The sequence below is a fragment of the Yersinia sp. 2466 StPb PI genome, assembly GCF_041538325.1.
In the GTDB taxonomy this organism is placed as follows: domain Bacteria; phylum Pseudomonadota; class Gammaproteobacteria; order Enterobacterales; family Enterobacteriaceae; genus Yersinia; species Yersinia enterocolitica_E.
Genome location: NZ_JAULSL010000001.1, coordinates 899,038 through 922,717 on the forward strand (window position 1 = coordinate 899,038; position 23,680 = coordinate 922,717).

Sequence of the window (23,680 nt, forward strand, 5' to 3'; positions counted from 1 at the left end):
AGTCCGTCGCAACATCGCTTAGGCTATGGTAAACTCAGCGGCTTTCTTGTGGCAAGTAACGTAAAAAAGCGACGTAAATACTTATGAAACACACTGTAGAAGTCATGATTTCCGAGCAGGAAGTCAAAGCCCGAATTGCCGAATTAGGCCGCCAAATCTCCGAACACTACCGCGACAGCGGCAGTGAAATGGTGCTGGTCGGGTTGCTCCGTGGCTCATTTATGTTTATGGCTGACTTATGCCGTGCCATTGATGTTTCCCATGAAGTCGATTTTATGACGGCCTCCAGCTACGGCAATGGCATGAGTACCACGCGAGATGTGAAAATCCTGAAAGATTTGGATGAAGATATCCGTGGTAAGGATGTGCTGATTGTTGAAGATATAATCGACTCCGGTAATACATTAAGTAAAGTGCGTGAAATTCTGCAATTGCGTGGGCCAAAATCATTGGCTATCTGCACGTTGCTGGATAAACCAGAGCGTCGCGAAGTTCAGGTGCCGGTTGAGTGGGTCGGCTTCGCTATTCCTGATGAATTCGTGGTGGGTTACGGTATCGATTATGCTCAAAGATATAGACATCTTCCTTATGTAGGAAAGGTTGTCATGTTTGACGAGTGATCAGGAACGGCTACTGTGCGTCGCCATTTTGAGATTACGCAGTACTTAGAATCCTCACGTACTACGTGTACGCTCCGGTTGTTGCGTGCTGGGCGCACTCAAACTGACTTAGCTCGCTACGCCTTATTTGCCGCTGGTCACTGCACGTCAATATTTTGAGTTCGAGTGTCTTTAGCAGCATTTAGGGATGGGAGAGGGTGTGCTTGAACACCCTCCCTGGCGACTGTTCAGTCTTTTCTATTAGGTTGCAGTAACTTTGCCATCGCTTCACGGTAAAGGACTTCAAGGCTACTGAGGCTGGTGGCCGAGACTTTCAAATCAGTCAGTTTGCCATCTTCAATACCATAGACCCAGCCGTGAATCATGGCTTTCTGCCCACGCTTCCAGGCGGACCGGACAATAGTCGAATGACCCAGGTTATAGACTTGTTCTACGACATTGATTTTACATAACATATCGCTGCGTTCTTCTTGTGGTAGCTCACCCAGCAGTGAGCTGTGCTTATACCAAAGATCACGAATATGCAGTAACCAGTTATCGATAAGGCCCATCTCTTCACCTTTGATCGCCGCTTCGACACCGCCACAACCAAGGTGACCACAGATAATGATGTGTTCGACCTGCAAAACATCGATGGCGTATTGCACCACGGACAAGCAGTTGAGATCCGTATGGATAACCAGATTGGCTACATTGCGGTGAACGAATAATTCACCCGCTTTCAGACCAGTTAGTTGCTCTGCGGGGACGCGGCTGTCTGAACAGCCAATCCACAGAAAACGGGGTTTCTGGGCTTGCGCCAAGTGTTCAAAAAAATCGGGGTCATCTTTACTGATAGAGTTTGACCACATGTCATTGTTCGCGAGGAGCTTCTCTATTTCTTTCATTAATGTAAATAGCCTGTAATGAACGGATTGCGATAAGATAATATACGGCAAGGATGACGATTTTGAAATCGGAACAGTGACCCTGTTGATCGCGCAATTTTCGTCTGCGTAACATCTTCTCGGTATCGACCCATGATCCCTTCTGCTCCCCGTAACTTGCCCTGACAGGCGAGCTAAGCAAGGCATGGGTATGCTGTTATCGCTGAGAAACTCATAGAATAAGGTTCTTTTTTACTTATGACATATGCACTGGAAATAACGCAACTAACCAAAACCTATGCAGGTGGCGTTCAGGCACTACGTGGCATTGATCTGCGCGTAGAGGCAGGTGATTTTTATGCCCTGCTTGGGCCGAATGGTGCGGGTAAATCGACCACCATTGGTATTATCAGTTCATTAGTGAACAAAACGTCCGGTAAGGTACAAGTTTTTGGTTACGATATTGATAACGATATCGTGAATGCCAAACGCCAACTTGGGTTAGTACCACAGGAGTTTAACTTCAACCCATTCGAGACGGTGTTGCAGATTGTGATTACCCAAGCGGGGTATTACGGCGTCACGCGGCGTGAGGCGTTACAACGTGCCGAGAAATACCTCACTCAGTTGGATTTGTGGAGCAAACGCAATGAGCGCGCTATCCGGCTGTCGGGCGGGATGAAGCGCCGTTTGATGATTGCGCGTGCGCTGATGCATGAGCCGAAGTTGCTAATCCTTGATGAACCTACCGCTGGGGTGGATATCGAGTTACGCCGCTCGATGTGGGGGTTCCTGAAAGAGCTGAATGCGCAGGGGACCACCATTATTCTGACTACTCACTATCTGGAAGAAGCAGAAATGCTGTGCCGTAACATTGGTATTATCCAGAATGGTGAACTGGTGGAAAATACCACCATGAAGCAGTTGCTTGGCAAACTTGAGTCAGAAACCTTTATTTTTGATTTGGGTATTAAAAGCCCGCTACCTAAGCTGGAAGGTTATGGCTATCGTCTGACGGACACCTCAACGCTGGAGGTTGATGTTAAGCGTGAGCAAGGTCTGAATGGTTTATTCAGTCAATTGAACGCTCAGGGAATTCAGGTACAAAGTATGCGCAACAAGGCTAACCGTCTGGAAGAGCTATTTGTCACCTTGGTTAATGGTAACGGGGGAGAGAAAGCATGACCCGCCTATATTGGGTAGCATTACAGAGTATTTGGATCAAAGAAATCACGCGTTTTGCTCGTATCTGGATTCAAACACTGGTACCACCGGTGATTACTATGTCGCTCTATTTCGTTATTTTCGGCAACCTGATTGGTGCCCGAATTGGTGATATGGGCGGTTTTAATTATATGCAATTTATCGTTCCCGGCTTGATTATGATGGCGGTTATCACCAACTCATATGCCAACGTCGCTGCATCGTTCTTTGGTGCTAAATTCCAGCGCAGTATTGAAGAGTTGCTGGTAGCACCGGTACCCACACATATTGTGATTATCGGTTATGTCGGTGGTGGGGTCGCCCGTGGGATCTGTGTCGGTATTCTGGTAACGATTATCTCACTGTTCTTCGTACCGTTGCATGTCCACTCTTGGTCAATGATTGCACTGACATTGATGCTGACGGCCATTCTGTTTTCCCTCGGTGGGTTACTGAATGCGGTATTTGCCAAAACGTTCGATGATATCAGCCTGGTGCCTACTTTTGTGCTGACCCCCTTGACGTATCTGGGCGGGGTCTTTTACTCGCTATCATTACTGCCCCCTTTTTGGCAGGCGGTATCGAAACTAAATCCTATTGTGTACATGATAAGCGGGTTTCGTTATGGCTTCCTTGGGATTTCTGATGTGCCATTGGTATTGACCATTGGTGTTTTGGTGGTATTCATCGCGGTGTTTTATGCGTGGGCTTGGTATTTGATAGAGCGTGGTCGTGGGCTACGCACCTAATACCCTTCGGCCTTGACGTTACAGCGGTGTTGGCTACGTTCACTTACCCGAATCACTTACTACTGTAAGCTCATCGGGATGCGCTGACTTGCCGCCTTGCTGTAACGCCAATGACTTTGGGTATTCTTTTCGGCCTTGACGTTACAGCGGTGTTGGCTACGTTCACTTACCCGAATCACTTACTGCTGTAAGCTCATCGGGATGCGCTGACTTGCCGCCTTGCTGTAACGCCAATGATTTTGGCTATTAGCAGAGATTGATCGTGAATTATTAGTTAGTTAATTGTTGTTAATACTGGAATTTAAACGTAATAAATAATGTCCCCATCTAATATCGTCTTTCTCAACTTCTGGCGTCTCGTGCTATGCTGGCGCACCAGATTTTCCCCTTTTCAATTCAGCGCCAAATGCGCATAAGTAGAACGATAATGTGGCATAAAAACAGAATAGCTATTGGGATGCTACTCGGTCTTGTCATGTCGGTAATGATACCGGCAACCCATGCAGATCTCTTACCTGATGAAGCAACACTTACGCCTAAATATATGGTTGCACAGCGTGATAGCGAAATATATTCACTGGTTGGTGAGAAGGTCATTCCTGTCGGTGAGATTAAAGAAGATCAACTTATTCAGGTTTTACCCGCCGCGGCAGAATACTATGAATTTAAATTTGGTAATGGCATCGGCTTTATTGATAAGGACGATTTAGAAGATATCAACAAAGCACGAAAAACCAACGATATCTTGGGTGATTTGAATAAACCCCTGCCCAATCAAAATATATTGATCAAGCGCGAAACTCCTGTCTATCTGGCGGCGGATGTGCGCAGTGAGCAGTTTGCTACGCTGGTAGATAACTTGCGTTATCCTATCGTGGGTAAATTGAAAGACCGGTTAGGGAATACCTGGTATCAGGTCAATATTGGTGATCGCTTAGGCTATGTCAGTAGTGTCGATGCTGAAATCGATAACGGCATCCCGATCCTGACCTATCACCATATGTTGAAGAATGAGGAGAATAAACGTTTCCTCAATACATCAACCACCACCTCTGATGCGGCATTCAGTAACCAGATGACCTATCTCAAGCAGACAGGTTACGACACGATTTCGCTCTATCAGCTTGAAGGTTATCTCAATAACAAGATTAATCTGCCCGCAAAAGTTGTAGTACTGACCTTTGACGATGGTCTTAAATCGGTCCACCGCTACGCATATCCTATATTGAAAGAAAATGGCTTCCGGGCTACGGCGTTTATTATTTCATCACGAATTAAGCGCCATCCACAAAAATGGAACCCTGATTCATTACAGTTTATGAGTATCTCTGAATTGAAAGAGATTCAGGATGTATTTGATGTTCAGTCTCATACTCATTTTTTACACCGGACTGATAATAAACGTAACCCTATCTTATTGAGCCGTTCTTATCACAATATTGTTTTTGATTTTGAACACTCACGACGAGCGTTATCTCAATTTAATCCGCACGTGATCTTTCTGTCATATCCGTTCGGTGGCTTTAATCAAACTGCGATTGATGCTGCTAAAAATGCCGGTTTCCATTTGGCGGTGACCACCATACAAGGCAAGGTTAAACCCGGTGATAATCCGTATACCCTCAAACGGCTTTATATTCTGCGTACTGATTCAATACCGACTATGGCAGAGCGTATTGCCAATGAACCTGGCCAGCCGGTTGCCCCTGCACCTGCGGTGATGGAATCGGATTAACAACTCGATGGTATGAAGAGGATATGAAAGATGGTGCTCTGGTAAGGCACCATTTTTTATCTTGAAAGACCAAGAATACAGGTGAGCAAACGTGGCTAACCTGAGCCTTCAGTAAGAAGGATATTACCCAAAGTAATTGGAGTCGCAGGTAGGCCAGCAAGTAAACGCATCCCGAGGAGGTGACTGAAGTCAGTGATTCGGGTAAGTGAACGTAGCTAACACCCCTGCGGCTTCAAGTACAAAGGGTAATTAAGCGACTTGAACCGGTACCGCTTTAGCTTTGCGTTGCAGTTGATTCTGACCTTCAAAATACGCCACTTTAGGGTGGTGCAATCGGGCATCAGCATCAGACATCTGTACGTAGGAACAGATGATCAGCTTATCACCGACACAAGCACAACGCGCCGCGGCACCATTCACCGAGATAATCCGTGAACCGCGTTCGGCGGCGATAGCATAAGTGGAAAAACGCTGACCATTATCAACGTTATAAATATCAATGGCTTCGTATTCCAAAATCCCAGCGGCTTCCAGAAAATCCTGATCGATAGCGCAGGAACCTTCATAGTGCAAATCAGCTTGAGTGACTTTGACCCGATGCAGTTTGCCTTGCAACATAGTGCGTATCATAACTCTTACCTTTGACCCCGGTTATTACCCAGAATAAGTCTGGCATCCTATCCCATCATCGATTGATTTAGGGAGAAGCATCCAGTTTTGCTGATTTTATACCGCTTGTCTATGGCTCAGCGATTGAGTGATAAAAACAGGAGACTAAAACGGGTCTGCGGCTAGCGGAACAGGGACTTGCTATCAAGCCCCCGATCCCATCGGTCTATCGGTTGCTTGTGCAGACTTTGGTCGCAGATATAGGCATACTGGGTCGCCACTAGGGGTGGAGATTGTGTATTTATTGGTGTTAATGTTCATTCTTATATTTAATATAAATTCGTCATTTTTATCAGTAATAGTGAAATGTTGCTCTTGGTTATTAGACCCCTTAGGCTGAGAAAATCTCTCTTCATATCCTGGTGCTGCTAACTGTTTTAATTGATTAAATGCTTTTGCTATGTTGCCGCGAATTTCCTCCGGGTTCATTGCATCGGTATTATTCAGAGGATGGTACAGTTGATAGAGACAATCCAATGCTTCAGCATGATGGGTACAACAGAAAAAGTCCTTTATTATCTCCCATAGACTCATCGATGGTGGTGTTGTGTTTTTCGCTATATTTGCGATGACTGAGTGACTAATCTCAGTGGAAAACAGATGATTTCCAACCCTAATTCCCATCTTCAACCCCCTTTTATTTATGCGATGTATTACATACAAAAGGCAGAGAAAATGCTTTCGGGTTAACACCTTGTTTGGTGAAGAATAAGAGGAGCAGGGAAGGGGGATGTGCGGTGAAAACCGGGCTCGGCCGCTATTCACCGCAGTCAGGGGTTAACTACGCAAATCAACCTGTTGGTTATCAATCAGGCGTGCTTTACCCAGCCAGGCGGCCAGCAGGATAACGGCTTGTTGACTGTCGATGGTCAATGGTTGCAAAGTGTGGGCATCGCGGATAAACAGTTCATCCGGGGTAAAACCGGCATGGCGTAATTGCTCTGCGGTGTCAGCCAGCAAATCATCAATCTGCCTTTCACCCAAGATCAGTTTCTCGGCCAGAGCTTGCATTATCTTATTGAGCTGCGGGGCGATTTTTCGCTCTTCAGCCGTCAGATAGCCATTGCGGGAACTCAGTGCCAGACCATCTTTCGCCCGCACAATCGGCACCCCGACAACATTGATGTCATAGCCCATATCCGCCACCATTTTACGGATCAGTGCCAGTTGCTGATAATCTTTTTCACCAAAACAGGCAACATCTGGTTGCACCAGATTGAACAGTTTGCTGACGATAGTGGATACACCACGGAAATGACCAGGGCGACTGGCACCTTCTAAAATAGTAGACAGGGCAGGGACGTCGACATAGGTCTGGCTTTCCAGACCGGCTGGATAGACATCGACTGCCGCAGGGGCGAATACCAGATCCACACCGTGACGGGTCAACTTCTCGCAATCTTCCTGCAAAGTGCGTGGGTAGCGAGCTAAATCATCCGGGCGTTCAAATTGCAGCGGATTGACAAAAATACTCACGACCACCACATCGGCACGGGTTTTGGCATCTTCCACTAATGTCATATGCCCTTCATGCAGGTTACCCATGGTTGGTACCAGTGCAACTCGCTTTCCTTCCTGACGCCAACGGCGAATTTGCTGACGCAATAGCGGCAGGGTTTCAATAATCAGCATTCTTCTCTCCGATACCGGTCATCTTTCAAATTGCAGGTGTGTTGGCTGCGGTGATTACTCGACCCATTCATGGGCCTCGCCTCTGCTTGCCGCCTTCCTGCATCTTGAAATCTATTGGGTATAAATAGGATGTAATAGCAGCGTATTATCCGCAAAATTTACTGGAATGTATGTTCTTCCGCCGGATATAGGCCACTTTCAACTTCCTGAATATACAGCTTAATGGCGGCGCGAATATCACCGGCACTTTGTGCCAGGAAATTCTTACTGAATTTAGGGGTATGACCGCCAGTAATGCCCAGCGCATCGTGCATAACCAGTATCTGCCCGTCAGTGACATTACCAGCACCAATACCAATCACCGGAATAGCCAGCTCTTCGCTAACCCGTTTTGCCAGTTCTACTGGCACGCATTCCAGTACCAATAATTGCGCCCCCGCGAGTTCAAGTGCCAGTGCATCTTTCAGTAGCTGATTTGCTGCTACTTCTTCGCGGCCTTGTACTTTGTAGCCACCGAAGATATTAACTGACTGCGGGGTTAATCCCAGATGCCCGCATACCGGAACGGCACGTTCAGCGAGCATGCGCACGGTATCACATAACCAGCTACCGCCTTCCAGTTTGACCATATTGGCGCCGGCGCGCATCAACTCTGCGGCATTAGTAAATGTTTGCTCTGGTGTGGCATAACTCATGAAGGGCATATCTGCCAATAATAGGCAATGAGGCGCACCTCGGCGCACCGCACGGGTGTGATAAGCCACATCCGCGGTGGTTACTGGCAGAGTCGAGTCGAAGCCTTGTAACGTCATACCGAGCGAATCACCCACCAGCAGTACCTCAATACCTTGCTCGACAAACAACTGGGCAAAACTGGCATCATAGGCTGTCAGTGTGGCGAACTTACGCTTTTCTTGTTTCCATTGACGCAAGTGGCTCATGGTGGTGGCTTTCATCACTCTTTTCTCCTGAGACAAGGGGTTAAGATGGTGGGGATATCAGATAGGGATGCTATATGTTGAATTTGGCAAGTATGAGTTACCAAGGCACCAGACCGTTTTTATCCACCCATTTAAGGCGTTCTGATAATGCTTCGCCATCGGGGAAAATCAGGTCAGGTGCGATATCAGCCAGCGGATAGAGCATAAACTCGCGCTCTTTCAAACCATAGTGCGGCACAGTCAGGCGATCGGTTGTTATCACCTGTGAGCCATACAGCATGATATCCAGGTCCAGCGTTCGTGGCCCCCAGCGTTGTTCTTTCCTTACCCGGCCCTGATTGCGTTCAATGGCTTGAGTGTGGTCCAGCAGTTGCTCGGGTGGTAGTGAGGTATCTAACGCTACCACGGCATTAAGAAAATCTGGCTGATCTTGTGGGCCTAACGGTTTGGTGCGATAAAATGGCGAACATGCAACTAACCGGGTGCGTGGCAGATGCTCCAACGCTTCCAGGGCGGTTTTAACCTGTTGCAGTGGCATAGCCTGATTGCTGCCTAACGCGATATAGACCCGGATCATGATGCGAATTATGCCCCTTCTTTACGTGGTGCTGGCTTACGTGGGCGGCGGGGACGAGAGCGTCGTGGTGCCGGATCAGCCCCTAACGTATTCAGCATGGTTTTCTGCTGTAGCGGTGTGGCTTCCTGGAACTCCCCCCACCATTGTGTCAAACGCTGCAACTCATGGTTATTTTCCACTTCAGCCCGCAGCGCTAACAGATCATAAGCAGCACGGAATTTCGGATGTTCCATCAACTTGTGCGCACGTTTACCCTGACGGCGAGACAGGCGCAGTTGCAGCAGCCAGATATCTCGTACCAGTGAGGTAATACGTTTTGGAACGGCCAGCGAACGGCACTCTTCATCCAGCACATCATTCATTGCCAGCGCAAAGGCATCGTAATACGCCAAACCGCTTTCCTGCGTCAGTTTTTGCGCATGTTCAATCAACGGATACCAAAGCATAGCCGCAAATAAGAACGCTGGGTTGACGCGTTGATCATTATGCAAACGATGGTCAGTATTTTTTAGTACCTGAACCAGAATGCGCTCCATCGGAGAGTCATGCTGCTCAGTGAAATTGCGTGCAATCAATGGGAATAATGGTTGGAACAACTGATATTCACACAGTTTTAAATAGGTTTTATAACCATAACCCGATTGCAACAGTTTGAGTGATTCTTCAAACAGGCGCGCTGGCGGGATCTCGTGCAGTAATGAGGCCAGACGTGGGATCGGCTCAGCGGTTTCCTGGCTGATCGTCATATCCAATTTGGCGGCAAAACGCACTGCACGCAGCATGCGCACGGGATCTTCACGGTAACGAGTTTCAGGATCACCAATCAGCCGGATAATGCCTTCTTTCAGATCACGCAAGCCACCGGTGTAATCACGCAGGGCAAAATCAGAAATACCGTAGTAGAGGCTGTTAATGGTGAAATCACGGCGCTGAGCATCATCTTCGATGGTGCCAAAAATATTGTCACGCAGCAGCATGCCATTTTGCGCTTGCTGGGAAGAGTTCTTGTCGCTATCTTCCGCCGGTTGTTGCTCATGGTGGCCACGGAAAGTGGCAACTTCAATGATCTCAGGGCCAAACATGACATGGGCCAGGCGAAAACGGCGGCCAACCAGACGACAGTTACGGAATAATTTCCGCACTTGTTCTGGTGTCGCGCTGGTGGTGATATCAAAATCTTTCGGTTTTTTGCCCAGTAACAGGTCGCGGACGCCGCCGCCAACCAGATAGGCTTCATAGCCTGATTTATTCAGGCGATAGAGAACCTTCAGCGCATTATCGCTGATTTCTCTACGGGAAATATTGTGCTGATCTCGCGGAATAATCGTCATCGCACTCTGTTGTGAAGCAGGCACCGCATGATTCTTGCGGCCAGTATTTGTTCTGGCAGGCCTTTTCTCTTTGCGGGCCACGCTATCTTCACCGGGCACTTTATCTTTACGGGCACTACCATCACGGGCCGTATCATCACGGACAGCTTTGTTATCGCGTTCTGATTTATCATCGCGAATCAGTACCTTACGGCAGAAATTGGCTACTCGGGTAAAAATGGTACACCTCGATAGTGGCTAATAAATAACAGAACTACAGAAAAACAGCGGCTAATCATAGCTCACCGTGCTTACTTTGAGAATGCCGTTGTGTTTTCAGTGACTGCTATTGTCCCGTGAAGCGGAATTGCTGCCAACGTCCAATTTTCGACTGCAAAACGTAATAATAACGGTAAATCAAGATCTTGCCAGCATTCTGGCAGCGGTTGATGTAAAAACTTCAATGCATCAACCAAAATCGGGCGCGGATCGCCATCCGGTAGCGGTGTTGCATGGTTTTGCTTGGATAACTTATTACCGTCATGATTCAGTGCCAATGGCAAGTGCAAATAGCTCGGAACGGGCTGTTGTAACTGTTGGTAGAGGGCTATTTGGCGCACGGTAGGTTCAATCAAATCAGCCCCACGCACAATTTCTGTCACGCCTTGAAAAGCATCATCAACCACCACAGCTAAATTATAAGCAAACAAGCCATCTCTGCGGCGGATAATAAAATCCTCTTGTGCCAGCGCAGATTCAACATGCAACTCACCCAGTAATTTATCATAAAAGGCATAAATCGGCTGTGTCTGTCGCAAACGAATGGCGGCACTATCAGCAGGTAAATGGCGGTCACGGCAATAACCGTCGTAGAATCCCCCTAGCTGTTGAATGCGGCTGCGTGTACACGTGCAGTAATAACTCAGACCCTGCTGTTTCAACCAGTCTAATGTGGCGCGATAGGCTTCATGACGCTGGGACTGATAGATAACCTGACTGTCCCAATGGAGGCCATAGTGATCTAATGCCGCCAGGATACGGGAAGCAGCTCCGGGAATTTCTCGAGGGGGGTCAATATCTTCAATGCGAACTAGCCAGTTCCCGCGTTGAGCACGGGCTTGCAGGTAACTTCCGAGTGCGGCAATCAGTGAACCAAAATGTAAATCACCAGACGGGGATGGGGCAAAACGGCCCACGTACTTATGTTGCCGAACATCGTGTTGCTGAACATAATGTTGCAGCACACTGGGCTGTTGAGTACTGATATCTTCGGACATAAAAAGGGAAGGGAATTCCGCGTAATAGATACGGTGCCGGAGGTGACTCTGGCACCGTGTTATACCCTTCATATTTGGAGTTGTAGGGTTGTTAGCTACGCCTCTCGCCCGAATTACTTACGTTTGTTAGCGCATCGGGATTCGTTCGCTTGCTGCCTATCTACAACGCCAATTTCATTGGGTATGCAGTTAGCCTGCCATCTGCTTTTCGCGGATTTCGGCCAGGGTTTTACAGTCAATGCACAAATCTGCAGTTGGCCGTGCTTCCAGACGACGGATACCAATTTCTACGCCACAAGACTCGCAGAAACCGAAATCGTCATCCTCGACTTTTTTCAGCGTTTTTTCGATCTTTTTAATCAGTTTACGCTCGCGGTCGCGGTTACGAAGTTCAAGACTAAACTCTTCTTCCTGCGCAGCACGGTCTACCGGATCAGGGAAATTAGCGGCTTCGTCTTGCATGTGCGATACAGTACGATCCACTTCATCCCTGAGCTGGTTGCGCCATGCTTCAAGAATCAGCTTGAAATGCGACAGCTGGGCGGCATTCATATACTCTTCGCCTGGCTTCTCTTGGTACGGTTCTACCCCAGCGATGGCGAGAATGCTCAAGGACGAGGTTTTACGTTTTTGCCCTTCTTGCATGATGCTTCTCCTACATTCATACGCACTATCGAAATCCCCAATACGGGGAAAAATCAGGCCGCTATAAATACCAGAAGGAAGGTAGGTTAGCAATTATTCCTGTCGCCTGCTTGACAATGGTGTGAAGGAAGGCGTATTTGGCGAACAACTTTCTCCAATAATCGCTTCTTTATTCAGCGCTTGTTGGTGAGAGCGTTTCAGCCAGTAATAACGGTATGCGGGCGTCCAGCGCAATACCGTCAGGCGATAGTTGAAAACCGTAGCAAATAACCTCCACTCCTGCTTGCTGAGCCTGGGCCAGCAATTCTGCATAGCGATTGTCAATGTGTCGGGCCGCAGCGACTTGCCTGATGCCCGTATGCAATACGGCAAAAAAAAGTACCGCCCGGTGACCGTCGGCAACCATGCTTTGTAACTCCCTGAGATGCTTCTGACCCCGTAGGGTGACGGCATCCGGGAAATACCCACACTGTTGCTGTAATAAGGTAACCGACTTGACTTCAATATAGCAGTTAGACCTATTTTCTGCCTGCAATAACAAGTCTATACGGCTGTTCTCGTCTCCATATTTAATCTCTCTTTTGACAGAAGTGTAACCAGATAATTCAACAATATGGTTTTTATCTATCGCAGAGCTGACTAACTCATTGGCCCGTAAGGTATTTACGCAAATCCAATCACCACTTTGGGTGTGCGTTAACTCCCAACTGTGGGGATACTTACGTTTCGGGTTATCTGAGGTCGAATACCAAACTGTATCACCGGGCGTCGCGCAACCCGTCATTGCCCCGGTATTAGCGCAATGAATGGTTAATGATTCTCCAGCGGGTGTCACAATATCAGCTAAAAAGCGTTTATACCGCAGGATAAGTGTGGCGGGCTGTAACCGTGGGTTAAAAGATAACAATTGAGGGTTAGACGTCATCAAATTTCCTTTCGCCGCCAGCCAGCGGCCAGCTTTGTATCAGGGTATAGCGGGTGCGACCGCGCACCAATACTGACTCATACAGTGAGAAGTGGTCTACGCACAAGCGTTGATTATTGGTTTTGGCCGGTATAGCTACCGGGCGGGTAGCGCCACGCAACAAGGTCACATGGGGGTGGAATGGCAGTGATGTTTGGGCGCAACCACTGCGCGCAGCCTGAGATCGCAGCAACTGCGCCAACTGCAACAGGCCCCGGGGCGGATTTTTACAGCCAAGCCAAATCACGCCCGAACCAGGCCAATGGCCGACATCATCTAAGGTTACGCTGAAGCCAGTCTGGCTGATACGCCCGGCTTGCTGCTGCAATACCTGTGCTTTAGCGGCACTTATATCGCCAAGAAATGCCAGTGTCAGGTGCATATTAGCGGCTTCGATAGGGCGACCGGCCTCGGGTGGGAAGCTCGCCGCCCGCCATTGCACAATATCCTGCTGCATGGTTTCAGGCAGTGTCAGGGCAAAGAACATGCGACGGAAACTTGTTTTAGTTTTATCAATGGTATTTATCATCTGGTTGGCATAATCACTCGGCTAAATACGCTCTACGGCCATGATGTTACAATGACTGATGATGAAAGTAGAGCATGGAGACAAATGTGGTGGTGAACCAGAAAGAGCGTGATGCGACAGTGATTGCTTTACCGGTAAGTGAAGTGCTCAGCGAGATACTCTCTGCGTTGCAAACCTCATCGCAAGTCTTACTCCATGCCCCGACCGGCGCGGGAAAATCGACCTGGTTACCGCTGCAAATCCTGCAATACAGTGGGTTGCCAGGGCGGATTATCATGCTGGAACCACGGCGGCTGGCGGCGAAAAATGTGGCTTACCGCCTGGCGCAACAACTGGGGGAACAACCCGGCCAGACGGTAGGCTATCGGATGCGTGCTGAAAGCAAAAGCGGGCCAGATACGCGTTTGGAAGTAGTAACCGAAGGCATTTTGACGCGCATGCTCCAGCAGGATGCTGAGCTAACGGGCGTCTCGCTGGTGATCCTCGATGAATTCCATGAACGCAGTTTGCAAGCTGATTTAGCGCTGGCGCTATTGCTGGATGTACAGCAGGGGCTGCGCGATGACCTAAAACTGTTAATCATGTCCGCGACTCTGGACAACCAGCGTCTTTCCTCGCTACTTCCTTGCGCGCCAGCCATTGTCTCGGCTGGGCGCAGCTTTCCCGTCGATCGTTGCTATCAGCCGCTATCAAGCCATGAGCGGCTTGAAGATGGGGTTGCCAGTCGGGTTAAGCGTTTATTAAATGAGCAAACCGGTTCTTTATTGCTATTTTTACCCGGTGTCGGTGAAATCCATCGCGTGATGGAGCGCTTGCACGGTGCCGTAGCCAACGACACAGATCTTTGCCCGCTGTATGGTGCGCTGCCGCTCAATGAACAGCAGAAAGCGATTCAACCGGCTCTCGCCGGACGGCGCAAAGTGGTGCTGGCGACTAATATTGCCGAAACCAGTTTGACCATTGAAGGTATTCGGCTGGTGTTGGACAGTGGCCTGGAGCGGGTAGCGTGTTTTGATGTGAAAAATGGCCTGACCCGATTAGTCACCCAGCGTATCAGTCAGGCCTCAATGATTCAGCGTGCCGGGCGTGCCGGGCGGCTGGAACCGGGTATCTGCTGGCATTTGTTTGCTAAAGAGCAAGCCGATCGAGCAGCGGAATACAGTGAGCCGGAAATCCTCAACAGCGATCTATGCAGCTTATGGTTGGAACTGCTGAATTGGGGCTGTCAGGATGTGGCACAACTGAGCTGGCTGGATCAACCGCCGCAGGCGGCACTCATTGTCGCGCGCGAATTATTAATGCGACTCGGGGCCATCAACACCCATGGCCACCTTAGTGCTACGGGGCGCAGTATGGCGAGTTTAGGTTGTGAACCGCGTTTGGCGGCCATGTTGTGCTTTGCCGCTGAACAAAGCCCCGATGCGTTGGCAACGGCGGCATTGCTGGCCGCCATTTTGGAAGAACCACCCCGTTCTGGTCAGATTGATTTACACGATTGGCTTAGTCGGCCGCAACCTCACTGGCAGCGCCGGGCACGGCAATTGACGCAAAGAGTCAACCGCCGTTCAGGCAACGTGGACAGTAATCTCGCCGGCCAATTGCTGGCACTGGCTTACCCTGATCGCATCGCGCAGCAGAGAGGGCTGGATGGTCGCTACCTGTTGGCTAACGGTATGGGGGCTGCAATGGCTCAGGATGAGGCGCTGTCACGTACCCCCTGGCTAGTGGCCGCCAACTTATTACAAAGCAACAGCGGGCCGGATGCGCGTATTTTGCTGGCATTGCCGATTGATGTTGAACAACTGGTAAAACAATTACCCCGGTTAGTCGACGAGCGGACGGTGGTGGAATGGGATGAAGAAAAGGGTACGCTGCGGGCCTGGCGACGCTGGCAAATCGGGCGTTTGACCTTACGGGCGCAACCGTTAGCCAAGCCGAGCGATGAGGCATTGCAATCGGCATTACTTAACTGGATACGCGAGCAAGGGTTGCAGGTACTCAATTGGGATGAGCATGCCGAGCAGTTACGCGTTCGATTACAATATGCTGCCCGCTGGCTACCTGAGGAGCCTTGGCCTGCGATGGATGATGACAGTTTGCTGAGCAAACTTGAGCTGTGGTTACAGCCGTCGCTGTCCGGCGTGCGGGCTTTCCGCGGATTGCGGCAAGTGAATATTAGCGAGGCATTAACCCGCTTGTTGAGCTGGCAGTTACGTCAACGGCTGGATACTGAGCTGCCAACTCATTACACTGTGCCCACGGGGAGCCGCCTGCCAATCCGTTATTATGTCGAGCGGCCACCGGTACTGGCGGTGCGTTTGCAGGAGGTCTTTGGCGAACAACACAGCCCGATGCTGGCCTGCGGGCGGGTGGCGGTGGTGTTAGAACTGCTCTCCCCGGCACATCGGCCATTACAGATTACGGGTGATCTAGCCGCTTTCTGGCAAGGCGCATATCGGGAGGTACAAAAAGAGATGAAAGGGCGTTATCCCAAACATGTCTGGCCGGATGACCCTGCCAATACCCGGCCAACCCGCAGGACCAAGAAGTATCAGAGCCAATAATTTCAGATGTTTCCCCTTTCTATTCGATAAATTGGGGAACACATTAAGCCGCAATAATCGCCAATGCGCGTGGAGATAAATACATGTCTGGGGATGACCGCGAGCCAATAGGGCGCAAGGGCAAGAAAGCCCTACCCAAAGTCGCATCGAAACGGCCACTGCGCCGGCGGCGTGATGAAGATGAGTTCGAAGAAGAAGACTATTTAGATGACGAAGAGCACGACGATGATGACTACGATGACGAGGAAGAGCCGATGCCAAGAAAGGTAGCATCACGTACGCCCCGTAAAAAACGCCGCTGGCTCGGCTTATTTATCAAACTGTTTTTAGTCGGTGCCGTGGTGCTGGCTATTTATGGGGTTTACCTCGATTCGCAAATTCGCAGCCGCATCGATGGCAAAGTTTGGCAACTGCCAGCCGCTGTGTATGGCCGCATGGTTAACCTTGAACCGGGGATGTCCTACAGCAAAAAAGAGATGGTCGATTTGCTGGAAGGGATGCAATACCGGCAGGTTACCCGTATGACCCGTCCAGGTGAATTCACGGTTCAGGGCGATAGTATTGATATCTTGCGCCGCCCATTTGATTTCCCTGATGCGAAAGAGGGCCAGATCCGCGCGCGTTTGGTGTTTAAAAACGATCGTCTGGCCCAGATCCAAAATCTGGATAATCAGCGTGATTTCGGTTTCCTGCGCCTTGATCCTAAGTTGATTACCATGCTGCAATCACCTAACGGTGAACAGCGTCTGTTTGTGCCGCGTGCCGGTTTCCCTGATTTGTTAGTCGATACTTTGCTGGCAACCGAAGACCGCCATTTCTATGAGCACGATGGCATCAGCCCGTACTCCATTGGCCGCGCAGTAGTCGCTAACCTGACTGCCGGTAAAGCGGTGCAGGGCGGCAGTACCCTGACGCAGCAATTGGTGAAAAACCTGTTCCTGACCAACGAGCGTTCACTGTGGCGCAAACTTAACGAAGCCTATATGGCTCTGTTGGTGGATTACCGTTACAGCAAAGATCGGATTCTGGAACTGTATCTGAACGAAGTGTATCTCGGTCAAAGTGGTAGCGATCAGATTCGTGGTTTCCCGCTGGCAAGCCTGTATTACTTTGGTCGCCCGGTAAATGAACTGAGCCTTGATCAGCAAGCGATGCTGGTGGGTATGGTGAAGGGGGCGTCGCTGTATAACCCATGGCGTAACCCAACGCTGGCACTTGAACGTCGCAATCTGGTGTTGCGCCTGTTACAGAATCAAGGTGTGATTGATGCAGAGCTTTACACCATGCTTAGTGCCCGCCCGCTGGGGGTACAGCCAAAAGGCGGTGTTATTACTCCCCAGCCAGCCTTTATGCAGATGGTGCGTCAGGAACTGCAACAGAAACTGGGTGACAAGATTAACGATCTATCTGGTGTGAAGATCTTCACCACACTGGATCCAGTTTCACAAGATGCAGCAGAAAAAGCCATTGAAGACGGCATTCCGGCGCTGAAAGCCGCTCGTCATTTGGATGATCTGGAAGCGGCGATGGTGATTGTTGACCGCTTCAGTGGCGAAGTTCGTGCCATGGTGGGCGGCGCACAGCCGCAGTATGCAGGCTTTAACCGTGCAATGCAGGCTCGTCGTTTAGTCGGTTCTCTTGCCAAGCCACCCACTTATCTGACGGCATTGAGTGAGCCAGATAAATACCGCCTTAACACTTGGTTATCTGATCAACCGTTGTCGATCAAATTACCAAACGGTTCATCATGGCAGCCAAAAAACTATGATCGCCAGTTCCGTGGTCAGGTGATGTTGGTTGATGGGCTGGCTAACTCGCTGAACGTGCCGACGGTGAATCTAGGAATGTCGGTTGGGTTGGATCAAATCAGTGCGATGTTGCAGCGATTAGGGATCCCGAAAGCCGCTATTACTCCAGTTCCGGCCATGTTACTGGGGGCGATTGACCTGACTCCGGTTGAAGTGGCACAGGAGTATCAGACTATCGCCAGTGGCGGTAACCGTGCACCGTTATCGGCGGTGCGTTCGGTTATTGCCGAAGATGGCACCGTGCTGTATCAGAGCTTCCCACAGGCGGAACGTATGGTACCTGCTCAGGCGGCCTATTTGACACTTTATGCGATGCAACAAGGGGTGGCCCGTGGTACCTCTCGTTCGCTGTCAGTGAAATTCTCCAAATACACACTGGCGGCCAAAACCGGTACTACCAACGACCTGCGTGATAGCTGGTTTGCCGGTATTGATGGTAAGGAAGTGGCGATTGCCTGGGTTGGTCGTGACAATAACGGCCCGGCAAAACTGACCGGAGCTAATGGTGCGCTAACCTTGTATCGCCGCTATCTGGAGAACCAGACTCCACTGCCGTTGGTGTTGCAACCACCGGAAGGGATTAGCGAGATGAGCATTGATTCGGCGGGTAACTTTGTCTGTGGTGAGGCTGGTGGTATGCGCACCATTCCTGTCTGGACTGAAAACCCACAGGGGTTGTGTAAGGCGGCTCAGCCCGCTTCGCAACCACAAGCCGAAGGCGACGGTGTTGCCGGCTGGATAAAAGATATGTTCGGCCAGTAACAGTTAACCCACTGGCACGGTTATCGCGACCGTGCCAGTCTATTCATGCTCCACAGCTCCACTGTTTTGCCTCCGCACCTTATCCCCTCATTTCTTACTACTCAATCGGCTGGCTTAGCGCTTGCAGTTCGTCGCAGGTTACGCATAAACTACCTGCTTTGATAATTATTTCACTTTGATAATTATTATCGTTTCGATTCACTTTCTCGCTATTTTTCGATAACGTTCGGGTCGCAATAATTGTTAAACCCGTTAACTTTTAATCGCAGGGCACCATCTTGGACCAACAGGCAAGCCAATCCAGCACCTTTATCCTCCGTGAGCTGAGTTTTTCGGTTCCCGGCCGAACCTTATTACAGCCACTGTCACTGACATTCCCACAAGGCAAAGTCTGCGGACTTATCGGCCATAATGGTTCCGGTAAATCAACACTATTAAAAATGCTGGGTCGCCATCAGCCACCATCAAGTGGCGAAGCCTTACTCAATGATGTGCCATTAGCACTGTGGGACAGCAAAGCGTTTGCCCGTGAAGTTGCTTATTTGCCACAACAGTTACCGGCGGCTGAAGGGATGACGGTACGTGAATTGGTGGCGATTGGCCGCTATCCGTGGCATGGCGCGTTAGGCCGTTTTCGTCAGGAAGACCGCCAACAAGTGGAAGAGGCAATTGCACTGGTCGATTTAAAACCCTTGGCTAGCCGGTTGGTTGACAGTTTATCCGGTGGTGAACGGCAGCGTGCCTGGTTGGCCATGCTGGTGGCACAAAATAGCCGCTGCCTATTGCTCGATGAACCGACTTCGGCACTGGATATTGCGCACCAGGTAGAGGTATTAGGGTTAATTCAACATCTCAGTCGTGAACGCGGATTGACAGTCATTGCTGTGTTGCATGATATCAATATGGCCGCCCGTTATTGCGACCACTTAGTGGCATTGCGTGGCGGGGAGATGATTGCACAAGGGCCGGCTGACAGCCTGATGCAGGGAGAGGTATTGGAGCAAATCTACGGTATCCCAATGGGGATATTACCGCATCCGGCCGGTGGTGCGCCGGTAAGCTTCGTGTACTAATGACAACACATTTATCCATGGTTGAATCTCATTGCGCGATGCCAGATCACTCTCGGCGCAGACTGCTTACCGCATTAGCACTATCGCCGTTACTGCTGTCATTGCCCAGTTGGGCGCAGAATAGCGGCAAGATTGATGCTAATCGAGTTGTCACGTTAGAGTGGTTACCCACTGAGTTACTGTTGGCATTGGGGGTTACACCTTATGGTGTGGCTGACACCCATAATTACCGACTATGGGTTGAAGATCCTGAATTGCCTGCCAGTGTTATTGATGTGGGGCAGCGTACTGAACCTAACCTGGAACTGCTACAGCAAATGGCACCGTCGCTAATCCTGATGTCGCAAGGCTTTGGCCCTTCGCCGGAAAAACTCGCTCCTATCGCTCCCTCGATGAGTTTTGCCTTTAATGAAGAGGGCAGTTCACCGCTGGCAGTTGGCCGGAACTCATTGCGCACGCTGGGCCAACGGCTAGGGCTAGAAACGGTTGCGGAGCAGCATATTGCTGACTTTACCCACTTTATGCAGGTAGCTCGTCAACGTCTTTATCACACCAGCCAGGCACCACTACTGATGTTTACTCTGTTGGACACTCGCCATGCGCTGGTTATCGGCAAAGGCAGCCTATTCCAAGATGTATTGGACCAATTGAAGATTGAAAATGCCTGGCAGGGAGAAACCAATCTCTGGGGTAGCTCGGTTGTGGGTATTGAACGTTTAGCGACCATAAAACAGGGGCGCGCCATCTGCTTCGATCATGGTAATCGTGAAATGTTACAACAGGTTGCTGGCACTCCGTTGTGGCAATCTATGTCATTTGTGCGTCAAAACCAATTACGAATATTGCCGCCGGTGTGGTTCTACGGCTCAACGTTGTCTGCCATGCGTTTTGTGCGTCTTTTGGAGCAGGCATGGGGTAATGCATCATGATGGCAACCCATCCACGCAAGAGCGGGTTACTGCCCATTGGATTACTTGGGCTGTTATTGATAATTGCCGTGGCACTGACTCTATATAATCTGCGCCAATTATTGCCCGTTTCATTATGGGCTGAAGCGTTATGGCGGCCAGACAACAATGATGTGCGCCAGATGTTATTCCATTACAGCCAGTTACCTAGGTTGGTCGTCGCACTGCTCACCGGTGCTGGGTTAGGGTTAGTCGGTGTTTTATTCCAGCAAGTGCTGCGTAATCCATTGGCCGAACCCGCCACACTCGGTGTCGCGGCGGGTGCCCAACTTGGGCTGACAGTCGCTACCCTATGGATGTTACCTGGTGGCGAATTGACCCGCCAACTGGCAGCAATGGCTGGTGGTATGGTCATCGGTGCGTTGGTATTTGGTGTCGCTTGGGGAAAACGACTCTCGCCTGTCACTCTGATTCTGGCTGGCCTGGTTCTTGGTTTGTACTGTGGTGCAGTTAATGGTCTGTTGGCACTATTTAACTATGACCAGTTGCAGGGGCTGTTCTTATGGAGCAGTGGCGCACTGAATCAGCAGGATTGGAGTACGGTGCAATTTATTCTGCCACGCTTAGTGATTACCTGCATATTGGCAGCTTTACTGATACGCCCATTAACCCTATTGGGGCTAGATGATGGCATTGCTCGTAATCTAGGACTGGGGTTATCACTGGCGCGGTTGAGTGCGCTGGGCGTGGCAATTATTTTCAGTGCGATGTTAGTTAATGCAGTCGGAGTCATTGGGTTTATCGGTCTATTTGCGCCACTGTTGGCGAAAATTTTTGGTGCGCGGCGGTTATCTCAGCGCTTGATACTGGCACCGGTAGTCGGGGCGTTACTGCTCTGGGTTACCGATCAGAGCATCATCTGGCTGACGCAAGTCTGGCGGGAGATCCCTACCGGTGCGGCGACCGCCTTGATTGGTGCACCACTACTGTTGTGGCTACTACCACGTTTACACAGTGCGACCGCACCCAATATGGATTTTGGCGATAATGTTCCTGCTGAACGACAGCATTTAGGATTATGGATAAGTGTTGGTTTGCTGTTACTGCTGGCTGGGTTGACGGTAGCGCTTATGCTCGGCCGCGACAATCAGGGCTGGAGTTGGATTACCGGTGATGAACTTCAGGCAGTGTTACATTGGCGCTGGCCACGTGTGCTCGCGGCATTATCGGCCGGTATGATGCTGGCGGTGGCGGGGACCTTAATCCAAAAACTGACGGGTAACCCAATGGCTAGCCCCGAAGTTCTGGGTATCAGCTCTGGTGCTTCTTTCGGGGTGGTGGTCATGATGTTTATCGTGCCAGGTAATGCGTTGCTATGGTTGCTACCCGCCGGGAGCTTAGGGGCTGCGGCCACGTTATTGTTGATTCTGGTGGTTGCTGGTCGTGGCGGGTTCTCTCCAGGCAGAATGCTATTAGCAGGGATTGCACTGAGCACCGCCTTTACCACGGTAATCACTATGTTACTGGCCAGTGGCGACCCACGTATGCGCGGCTTGCTGGCGTGGATTTCTGGCTCTACCTACTCGGTTAATGGAACACAGGCAGTAACAACCGGTTTAGTTGCTTTGGTGCTGATTACATTAGCGCCACTGTGCCGCAGATGGTTAATGATTTTGCCATTGGGCAGTGTCACAGCCAGAGCACTGGGTATGGCGCTTGCACCTAGCCGGTTAGCCATTTTGTTATTGGCTGCCATCTTAACTGCCGCGGCTACCCTGACAGTTGGACCTTTAAGTTTTGTCGGGCTGATGGCACCACATATGGCGCGTATGATGGGCTTTCGCCGAGCCATTCCACAACTGTTTATCGCGGCTATTTTAGGTGGACTGCTGATGGTATTTGCCGACTGGTGTGGCCGCATGCTGTTGTTCCCGAACCAAATCCCCGCAGGGTTGTTGGCAACATTTATTGGTGCTCCTTACTTTGTTTATTTATTGCGTAAACAAGGGCGGTAAGCGGTTATTATGTCAATAATCTGCTTCGTTTGAATATGGATTCTGAACTGTAGTTAGATTTTTTATCAAATATATCATCGAGCTATTAATTATGAGTCGATGATATGGAGGATATTGGGTTAATTTATAGTAATATTATTTAATGATTATTGTATTTAAAATTATTATAAATAAAAATACTACATGCATTGTTAATTATATTTAAACCCAGTTAAATTTAATAAGTAATAAAGTATTGTTCATGAGTTTTTATATGATAGTGTGAAAGAATCAGGCAGAAAATCCATCGCGTTACTTAGACGCTAATTGTGATTGTCAATTTGATAGTTACCTGTATGTTATCAAGCTAAATAATGCAATGTAAATTATTTTTAAGTTATTAGTTTGTCTGATTATTCTACTCATTATTTAGTGGTAATTAAATTGGAGAGAAATAAGATGACTGAATTAATTCATGAAAAAAGTAAGTTTTTTCTGCATGGGGTTAATGACAAGGTGTTGATTAATATCTTGTTAATATATGGTCTGATAGTGACAGGCTTTGGTGTGTTACTCATTTCCGATGTATTAACTTTTTCTCTGACGACGCACATTGATACTGTTCAACCAGTAACCCGTAATATAATAGATTATCACCCAGTTGAAGTTAACATGCCTACACTTCCTATGGGGCCAAGTTGGAATGGTAGTAGTGGTGGTGATATTCCACAGTATGTAGAAATATCAGAATTACTTTATACCGTTAATCGGCATTAAATTAATTAAGCGCATTAAACCTCTGGGCTTTAATTTATAACCACCTCCAGCGTTTTGGCGGTGGTTATAGTATCTAT

The 23,680-nt window shown here is 49.3% G+C and carries 21 protein-coding genes; 10 read left to right on the forward strand and 11 right to left on the reverse strand.

The genetic code is table 11. From position 1 onward, the window contains the following. Positions 1 to 83: 83 nt before the first annotated feature. The gene (gene hpt, locus Q2T72_RS04010; RefSeq protein WP_083160470.1) at positions 84 to 620 is read left to right on the forward strand and encodes a hypoxanthine phosphoribosyltransferase; all 537 of its coding nucleotides are present in this window, start codon (positions 84 to 86) and stop codon (positions 618 to 620) included. Positions 621 to 847: 227 nt separating this feature from the next. Here hpt and can read toward each other — a convergent pair whose 3' ends face one another. Further along, positions 848 to 1,507, reverse strand: a complete 660-nt coding sequence (gene can / locus Q2T72_RS04015) for a carbonate dehydratase (RefSeq protein WP_050086084.1) — start codon at positions 1,505 to 1,507, stop codon at positions 848 to 850. A gap of 237 nt (positions 1,508 to 1,744) precedes the next feature. Between can and Q2T72_RS04020 the strand changes: the two genes are divergently transcribed. From Q2T72_RS04020 to Q2T72_RS04030, 3 genes are all read left to right on the forward strand, one after another. Continuing rightward, entirely contained in the window at positions 1,745 to 2,671 is a 927-nt protein-coding gene (locus Q2T72_RS04020) for an ABC transporter ATP-binding protein (protein WP_083160468.1), read from the forward strand. After that, positions 2,668 to 3,438, forward strand: coding sequence for an ABC transporter permease (locus tag Q2T72_RS04025; protein ID WP_083160466.1), 771 nt, complete (start codon positions 2,668 to 2,670; stop codon positions 3,436 to 3,438). The genes Q2T72_RS04020 and Q2T72_RS04025 overlap by 4 nt, the downstream gene beginning before the upstream one ends. A 427-nt stretch (positions 3,439 to 3,865) precedes the next feature. Continuing rightward, a complete protein-coding gene (locus tag Q2T72_RS04030; RefSeq protein WP_102970472.1) occupies positions 3,866 to 5,173 on the forward strand; it encodes a polysaccharide deacetylase family protein in 1,308 nt (435 codons plus the stop codon). 249 nt (positions 5,174 to 5,422) lie between these two features. Here the strand turns inward: Q2T72_RS04030 and panD are convergent, their stop codons facing one another. From panD to thpR, 10 genes are all read right to left on the reverse strand, one after another. Then, positions 5,423 to 5,803, reverse strand: a complete 381-nt coding sequence (gene panD, locus Q2T72_RS04035) for an aspartate 1-decarboxylase (protein ID WP_032905470.1) — start codon at positions 5,801 to 5,803, stop codon at positions 5,423 to 5,425. 183 nt (positions 5,804 to 5,986) lie between these two features. Further along, positions 5,987 to 6,466: a hypothetical protein gene (locus Q2T72_RS04040; protein ID WP_372568686.1), complete on the reverse strand. Its 480-nt coding sequence runs from the start codon at positions 6,464 to 6,466 to the stop codon at positions 5,987 to 5,989. A gap of 153 nt (positions 6,467 to 6,619) precedes the next feature. Further along, positions 6,620 to 7,474 (reverse strand): pantoate--beta-alanine ligase, encoded by an 855-nt coding sequence (gene panC / locus Q2T72_RS04045; RefSeq protein ID WP_372568687.1) that lies wholly within the window; start codon positions 7,472 to 7,474, stop codon positions 6,620 to 6,622. Between the two features lie 158 nt (positions 7,475 to 7,632). Next, a complete protein-coding gene (gene panB, locus Q2T72_RS04050) occupies positions 7,633 to 8,430 on the reverse strand; it encodes a 3-methyl-2-oxobutanoate hydroxymethyltransferase (RefSeq protein WP_083160460.1) in 798 nt (265 codons plus the stop codon). An 82-nt stretch (positions 8,431 to 8,512) separates the two neighbouring features. Continuing rightward, entirely contained in the window at positions 8,513 to 8,992 is a 480-nt protein-coding gene (gene folK, locus Q2T72_RS04055) for a 2-amino-4-hydroxy-6-hydroxymethyldihydropteridine diphosphokinase (RefSeq protein ID WP_083160458.1), read from the reverse strand. An 8-nt stretch (positions 8,993 to 9,000) separates the two neighbouring features. Beyond that, positions 9,001 to 10,323, reverse strand: coding sequence for a polynucleotide adenylyltransferase PcnB (gene pcnB, locus Q2T72_RS04060; RefSeq protein ID WP_265331657.1), 1,323 nt, complete (start codon positions 10,321 to 10,323; stop codon positions 9,001 to 9,003). A 290-nt stretch (positions 10,324 to 10,613) separates the two neighbouring features. Continuing rightward, positions 10,614 to 11,579 (reverse strand): tRNA glutamyl-Q(34) synthetase GluQRS, encoded by a 966-nt coding sequence (gene gluQRS, locus Q2T72_RS04065; protein ID WP_372568688.1) that lies wholly within the window; start codon positions 11,577 to 11,579, stop codon positions 10,614 to 10,616. A gap of 189 nt (positions 11,580 to 11,768) precedes the next feature. Further along, a complete protein-coding gene (gene dksA, locus Q2T72_RS04070; protein ID WP_002209354.1) occupies positions 11,769 to 12,224 on the reverse strand; it encodes an RNA polymerase-binding protein DksA in 456 nt (151 codons plus the stop codon). A 169-nt stretch (positions 12,225 to 12,393) separates the two neighbouring features. After that, positions 12,394 to 13,149 (reverse strand): DNA/RNA nuclease SfsA, encoded by a 756-nt coding sequence (sfsA, locus tag Q2T72_RS04075; protein WP_193784723.1) that lies wholly within the window; start codon positions 13,147 to 13,149, stop codon positions 12,394 to 12,396. Beyond that, positions 13,139 to 13,717 carry an RNA 2',3'-cyclic phosphodiesterase gene (thpR, locus tag Q2T72_RS04080; RefSeq protein ID WP_083160454.1) on the reverse strand — a complete coding sequence of 193 codons (579 nt, stop codon included), beginning with the start codon at positions 13,715 to 13,717 and terminating at the stop codon, positions 13,139 to 13,141. Before thpR ends, sfsA begins: the two co-directional genes overlap by 11 nt. A 74-nt stretch (positions 13,718 to 13,791) precedes the next feature. Here thpR and hrpB point away from each other — a divergent pair, with 74 nt between their 5' ends. The 6 genes from hrpB (at position 13,792) to Q2T72_RS04110 (ending at position 23,603) form a co-directional block, all read left to right on the forward strand. Further along, positions 13,792 to 16,281: an ATP-dependent helicase HrpB gene (gene hrpB, locus Q2T72_RS04085; RefSeq protein WP_372568689.1), complete on the forward strand. Its 2,490-nt coding sequence runs from the start codon at positions 13,792 to 13,794 to the stop codon at positions 16,279 to 16,281. Between the two features lie 83 nt (positions 16,282 to 16,364). After that, complete coding sequence (gene mrcB, locus Q2T72_RS04090) at positions 16,365 to 18,851, forward strand: bifunctional glycosyl transferase/transpeptidase (RefSeq protein WP_372568690.1); 2,487 nt, start codon at positions 16,365 to 16,367, stop codon at positions 18,849 to 18,851. A 278-nt stretch (positions 18,852 to 19,129) separates the two neighbouring features. Next, positions 19,130 to 19,924, forward strand: coding sequence for a Fe3+-hydroxamate ABC transporter ATP-binding protein FhuC (gene fhuC, locus Q2T72_RS04095; protein ID WP_083160448.1), 795 nt, complete (start codon positions 19,130 to 19,132; stop codon positions 19,922 to 19,924). A 38-nt stretch (positions 19,925 to 19,962) separates the two neighbouring features. Continuing rightward, entirely contained in the window at positions 19,963 to 20,853 is an 891-nt protein-coding gene (fhuD, locus tag Q2T72_RS04100; RefSeq protein WP_372569852.1) for a Fe(3+)-hydroxamate ABC transporter substrate-binding protein FhuD, read from the forward strand. Next, positions 20,850 to 22,847 (forward strand): Fe(3+)-hydroxamate ABC transporter permease FhuB, encoded by a 1,998-nt coding sequence (fhuB, locus tag Q2T72_RS04105; RefSeq protein ID WP_083160444.1) that lies wholly within the window; start codon positions 20,850 to 20,852, stop codon positions 22,845 to 22,847. Before fhuD ends, fhuB begins: the two co-directional genes overlap by 4 nt. Positions 22,848 to 23,285: 438 nt before the next feature. After that, positions 23,286 to 23,603, forward strand: coding sequence for a nuclease (locus Q2T72_RS04110; RefSeq protein WP_372568691.1), 318 nt, complete (start codon positions 23,286 to 23,288; stop codon positions 23,601 to 23,603). The last annotated feature ends 77 nt before the right edge of the window (positions 23,604 to 23,680 follow it).

What these genes read in the sequence shown, in the direction of transcription:
- Q2T72_RS04040 (WP_372568686.1), bottom strand. Translation starts at nt 6,466, where the DNA reads ATGGGAATTAGGGTTGGAAATCATCTGTTTTCCACTGAGATTAGTCAC.
- gluQRS (WP_372568688.1), bottom strand. Translation starts at nt 11,579, where the DNA reads ATGTCCGAAGATATCAGTACTCAACAGCCCAGTGTGCTGCAACATTAT.
- folK (WP_083160458.1), bottom strand. Translation starts at nt 8,992, where the DNA reads ATGATCCGGGTCTATATCGCGTTAGGCAGCAATCAGGCTATGCCACTG.
- Q2T72_RS04110 (WP_372568691.1), top strand. Translation starts at nt 23,286, where the DNA reads ATGACTGAATTAATTCATGAAAAAAGTAAGTTTTTTCTGCATGGGGTT.
- mrcB (WP_372568690.1), top strand. Translation starts at nt 16,365, where the DNA reads ATGTCTGGGGATGACCGCGAGCCAATAGGGCGCAAGGGCAAGAAAGCC.
- panB (WP_083160460.1), bottom strand. Translation starts at nt 8,430, where the DNA reads ATGAAAGCCACCACCATGAGCCACTTGCGTCAATGGAAACAAGAAAAG.
- dksA (WP_002209354.1), bottom strand. Translation starts at nt 12,224, where the DNA reads ATGCAAGAAGGGCAAAAACGTAAAACCTCGTCCTTGAGCATTCTCGCC.
- thpR (WP_083160454.1), bottom strand. Translation starts at nt 13,717, where the DNA reads ATGATAAATACCATTGATAAAACTAAAACAAGTTTCCGTCGCATGTTC.
- fhuD (WP_372569852.1), top strand. Translation starts at nt 19,963, where the DNA reads ATGCCAGATCACTCTCGGCGCAGACTGCTTACCGCATTAGCACTATCG.
- fhuB (WP_083160444.1), top strand. Translation starts at nt 20,850, where the DNA reads ATGATGGCAACCCATCCACGCAAGAGCGGGTTACTGCCCATTGGATTA.
- sfsA (WP_193784723.1), bottom strand. Translation starts at nt 13,149, where the DNA reads ATGACGTCTAACCCTCAATTGTTATCTTTTAACCCACGGTTACAGCCC.
- hpt (WP_083160470.1), top strand. Translation starts at nt 84, where the DNA reads ATGAAACACACTGTAGAAGTCATGATTTCCGAGCAGGAAGTCAAAGCC.
- Q2T72_RS04020 (WP_083160468.1), top strand. Translation starts at nt 1,745, where the DNA reads ATGACATATGCACTGGAAATAACGCAACTAACCAAAACCTATGCAGGT.
- Q2T72_RS04030 (WP_102970472.1), top strand. Translation starts at nt 3,866, where the DNA reads ATGTGGCATAAAAACAGAATAGCTATTGGGATGCTACTCGGTCTTGTC.
- Q2T72_RS04025 (WP_083160466.1), top strand. Translation starts at nt 2,668, where the DNA reads ATGACCCGCCTATATTGGGTAGCATTACAGAGTATTTGGATCAAAGAA.
- can (WP_050086084.1), bottom strand. Translation starts at nt 1,507, where the DNA reads ATGAAAGAAATAGAGAAGCTCCTCGCGAACAATGACATGTGGTCAAAC.
- hrpB (WP_372568689.1), top strand. Translation starts at nt 13,792, where the DNA reads ATGGAGACAAATGTGGTGGTGAACCAGAAAGAGCGTGATGCGACAGTG.
- panD (WP_032905470.1), bottom strand. Translation starts at nt 5,803, where the DNA reads ATGATACGCACTATGTTGCAAGGCAAACTGCATCGGGTCAAAGTCACT.
- pcnB (WP_265331657.1), bottom strand. Translation starts at nt 10,323, where the DNA reads ATGACGATTATTCCGCGAGATCAGCACAATATTTCCCGTAGAGAAATC.
- panC (WP_372568687.1), bottom strand. Translation starts at nt 7,474, where the DNA reads ATGCTGATTATTGAAACCCTGCCGCTATTGCGTCAGCAAATTCGCCGT.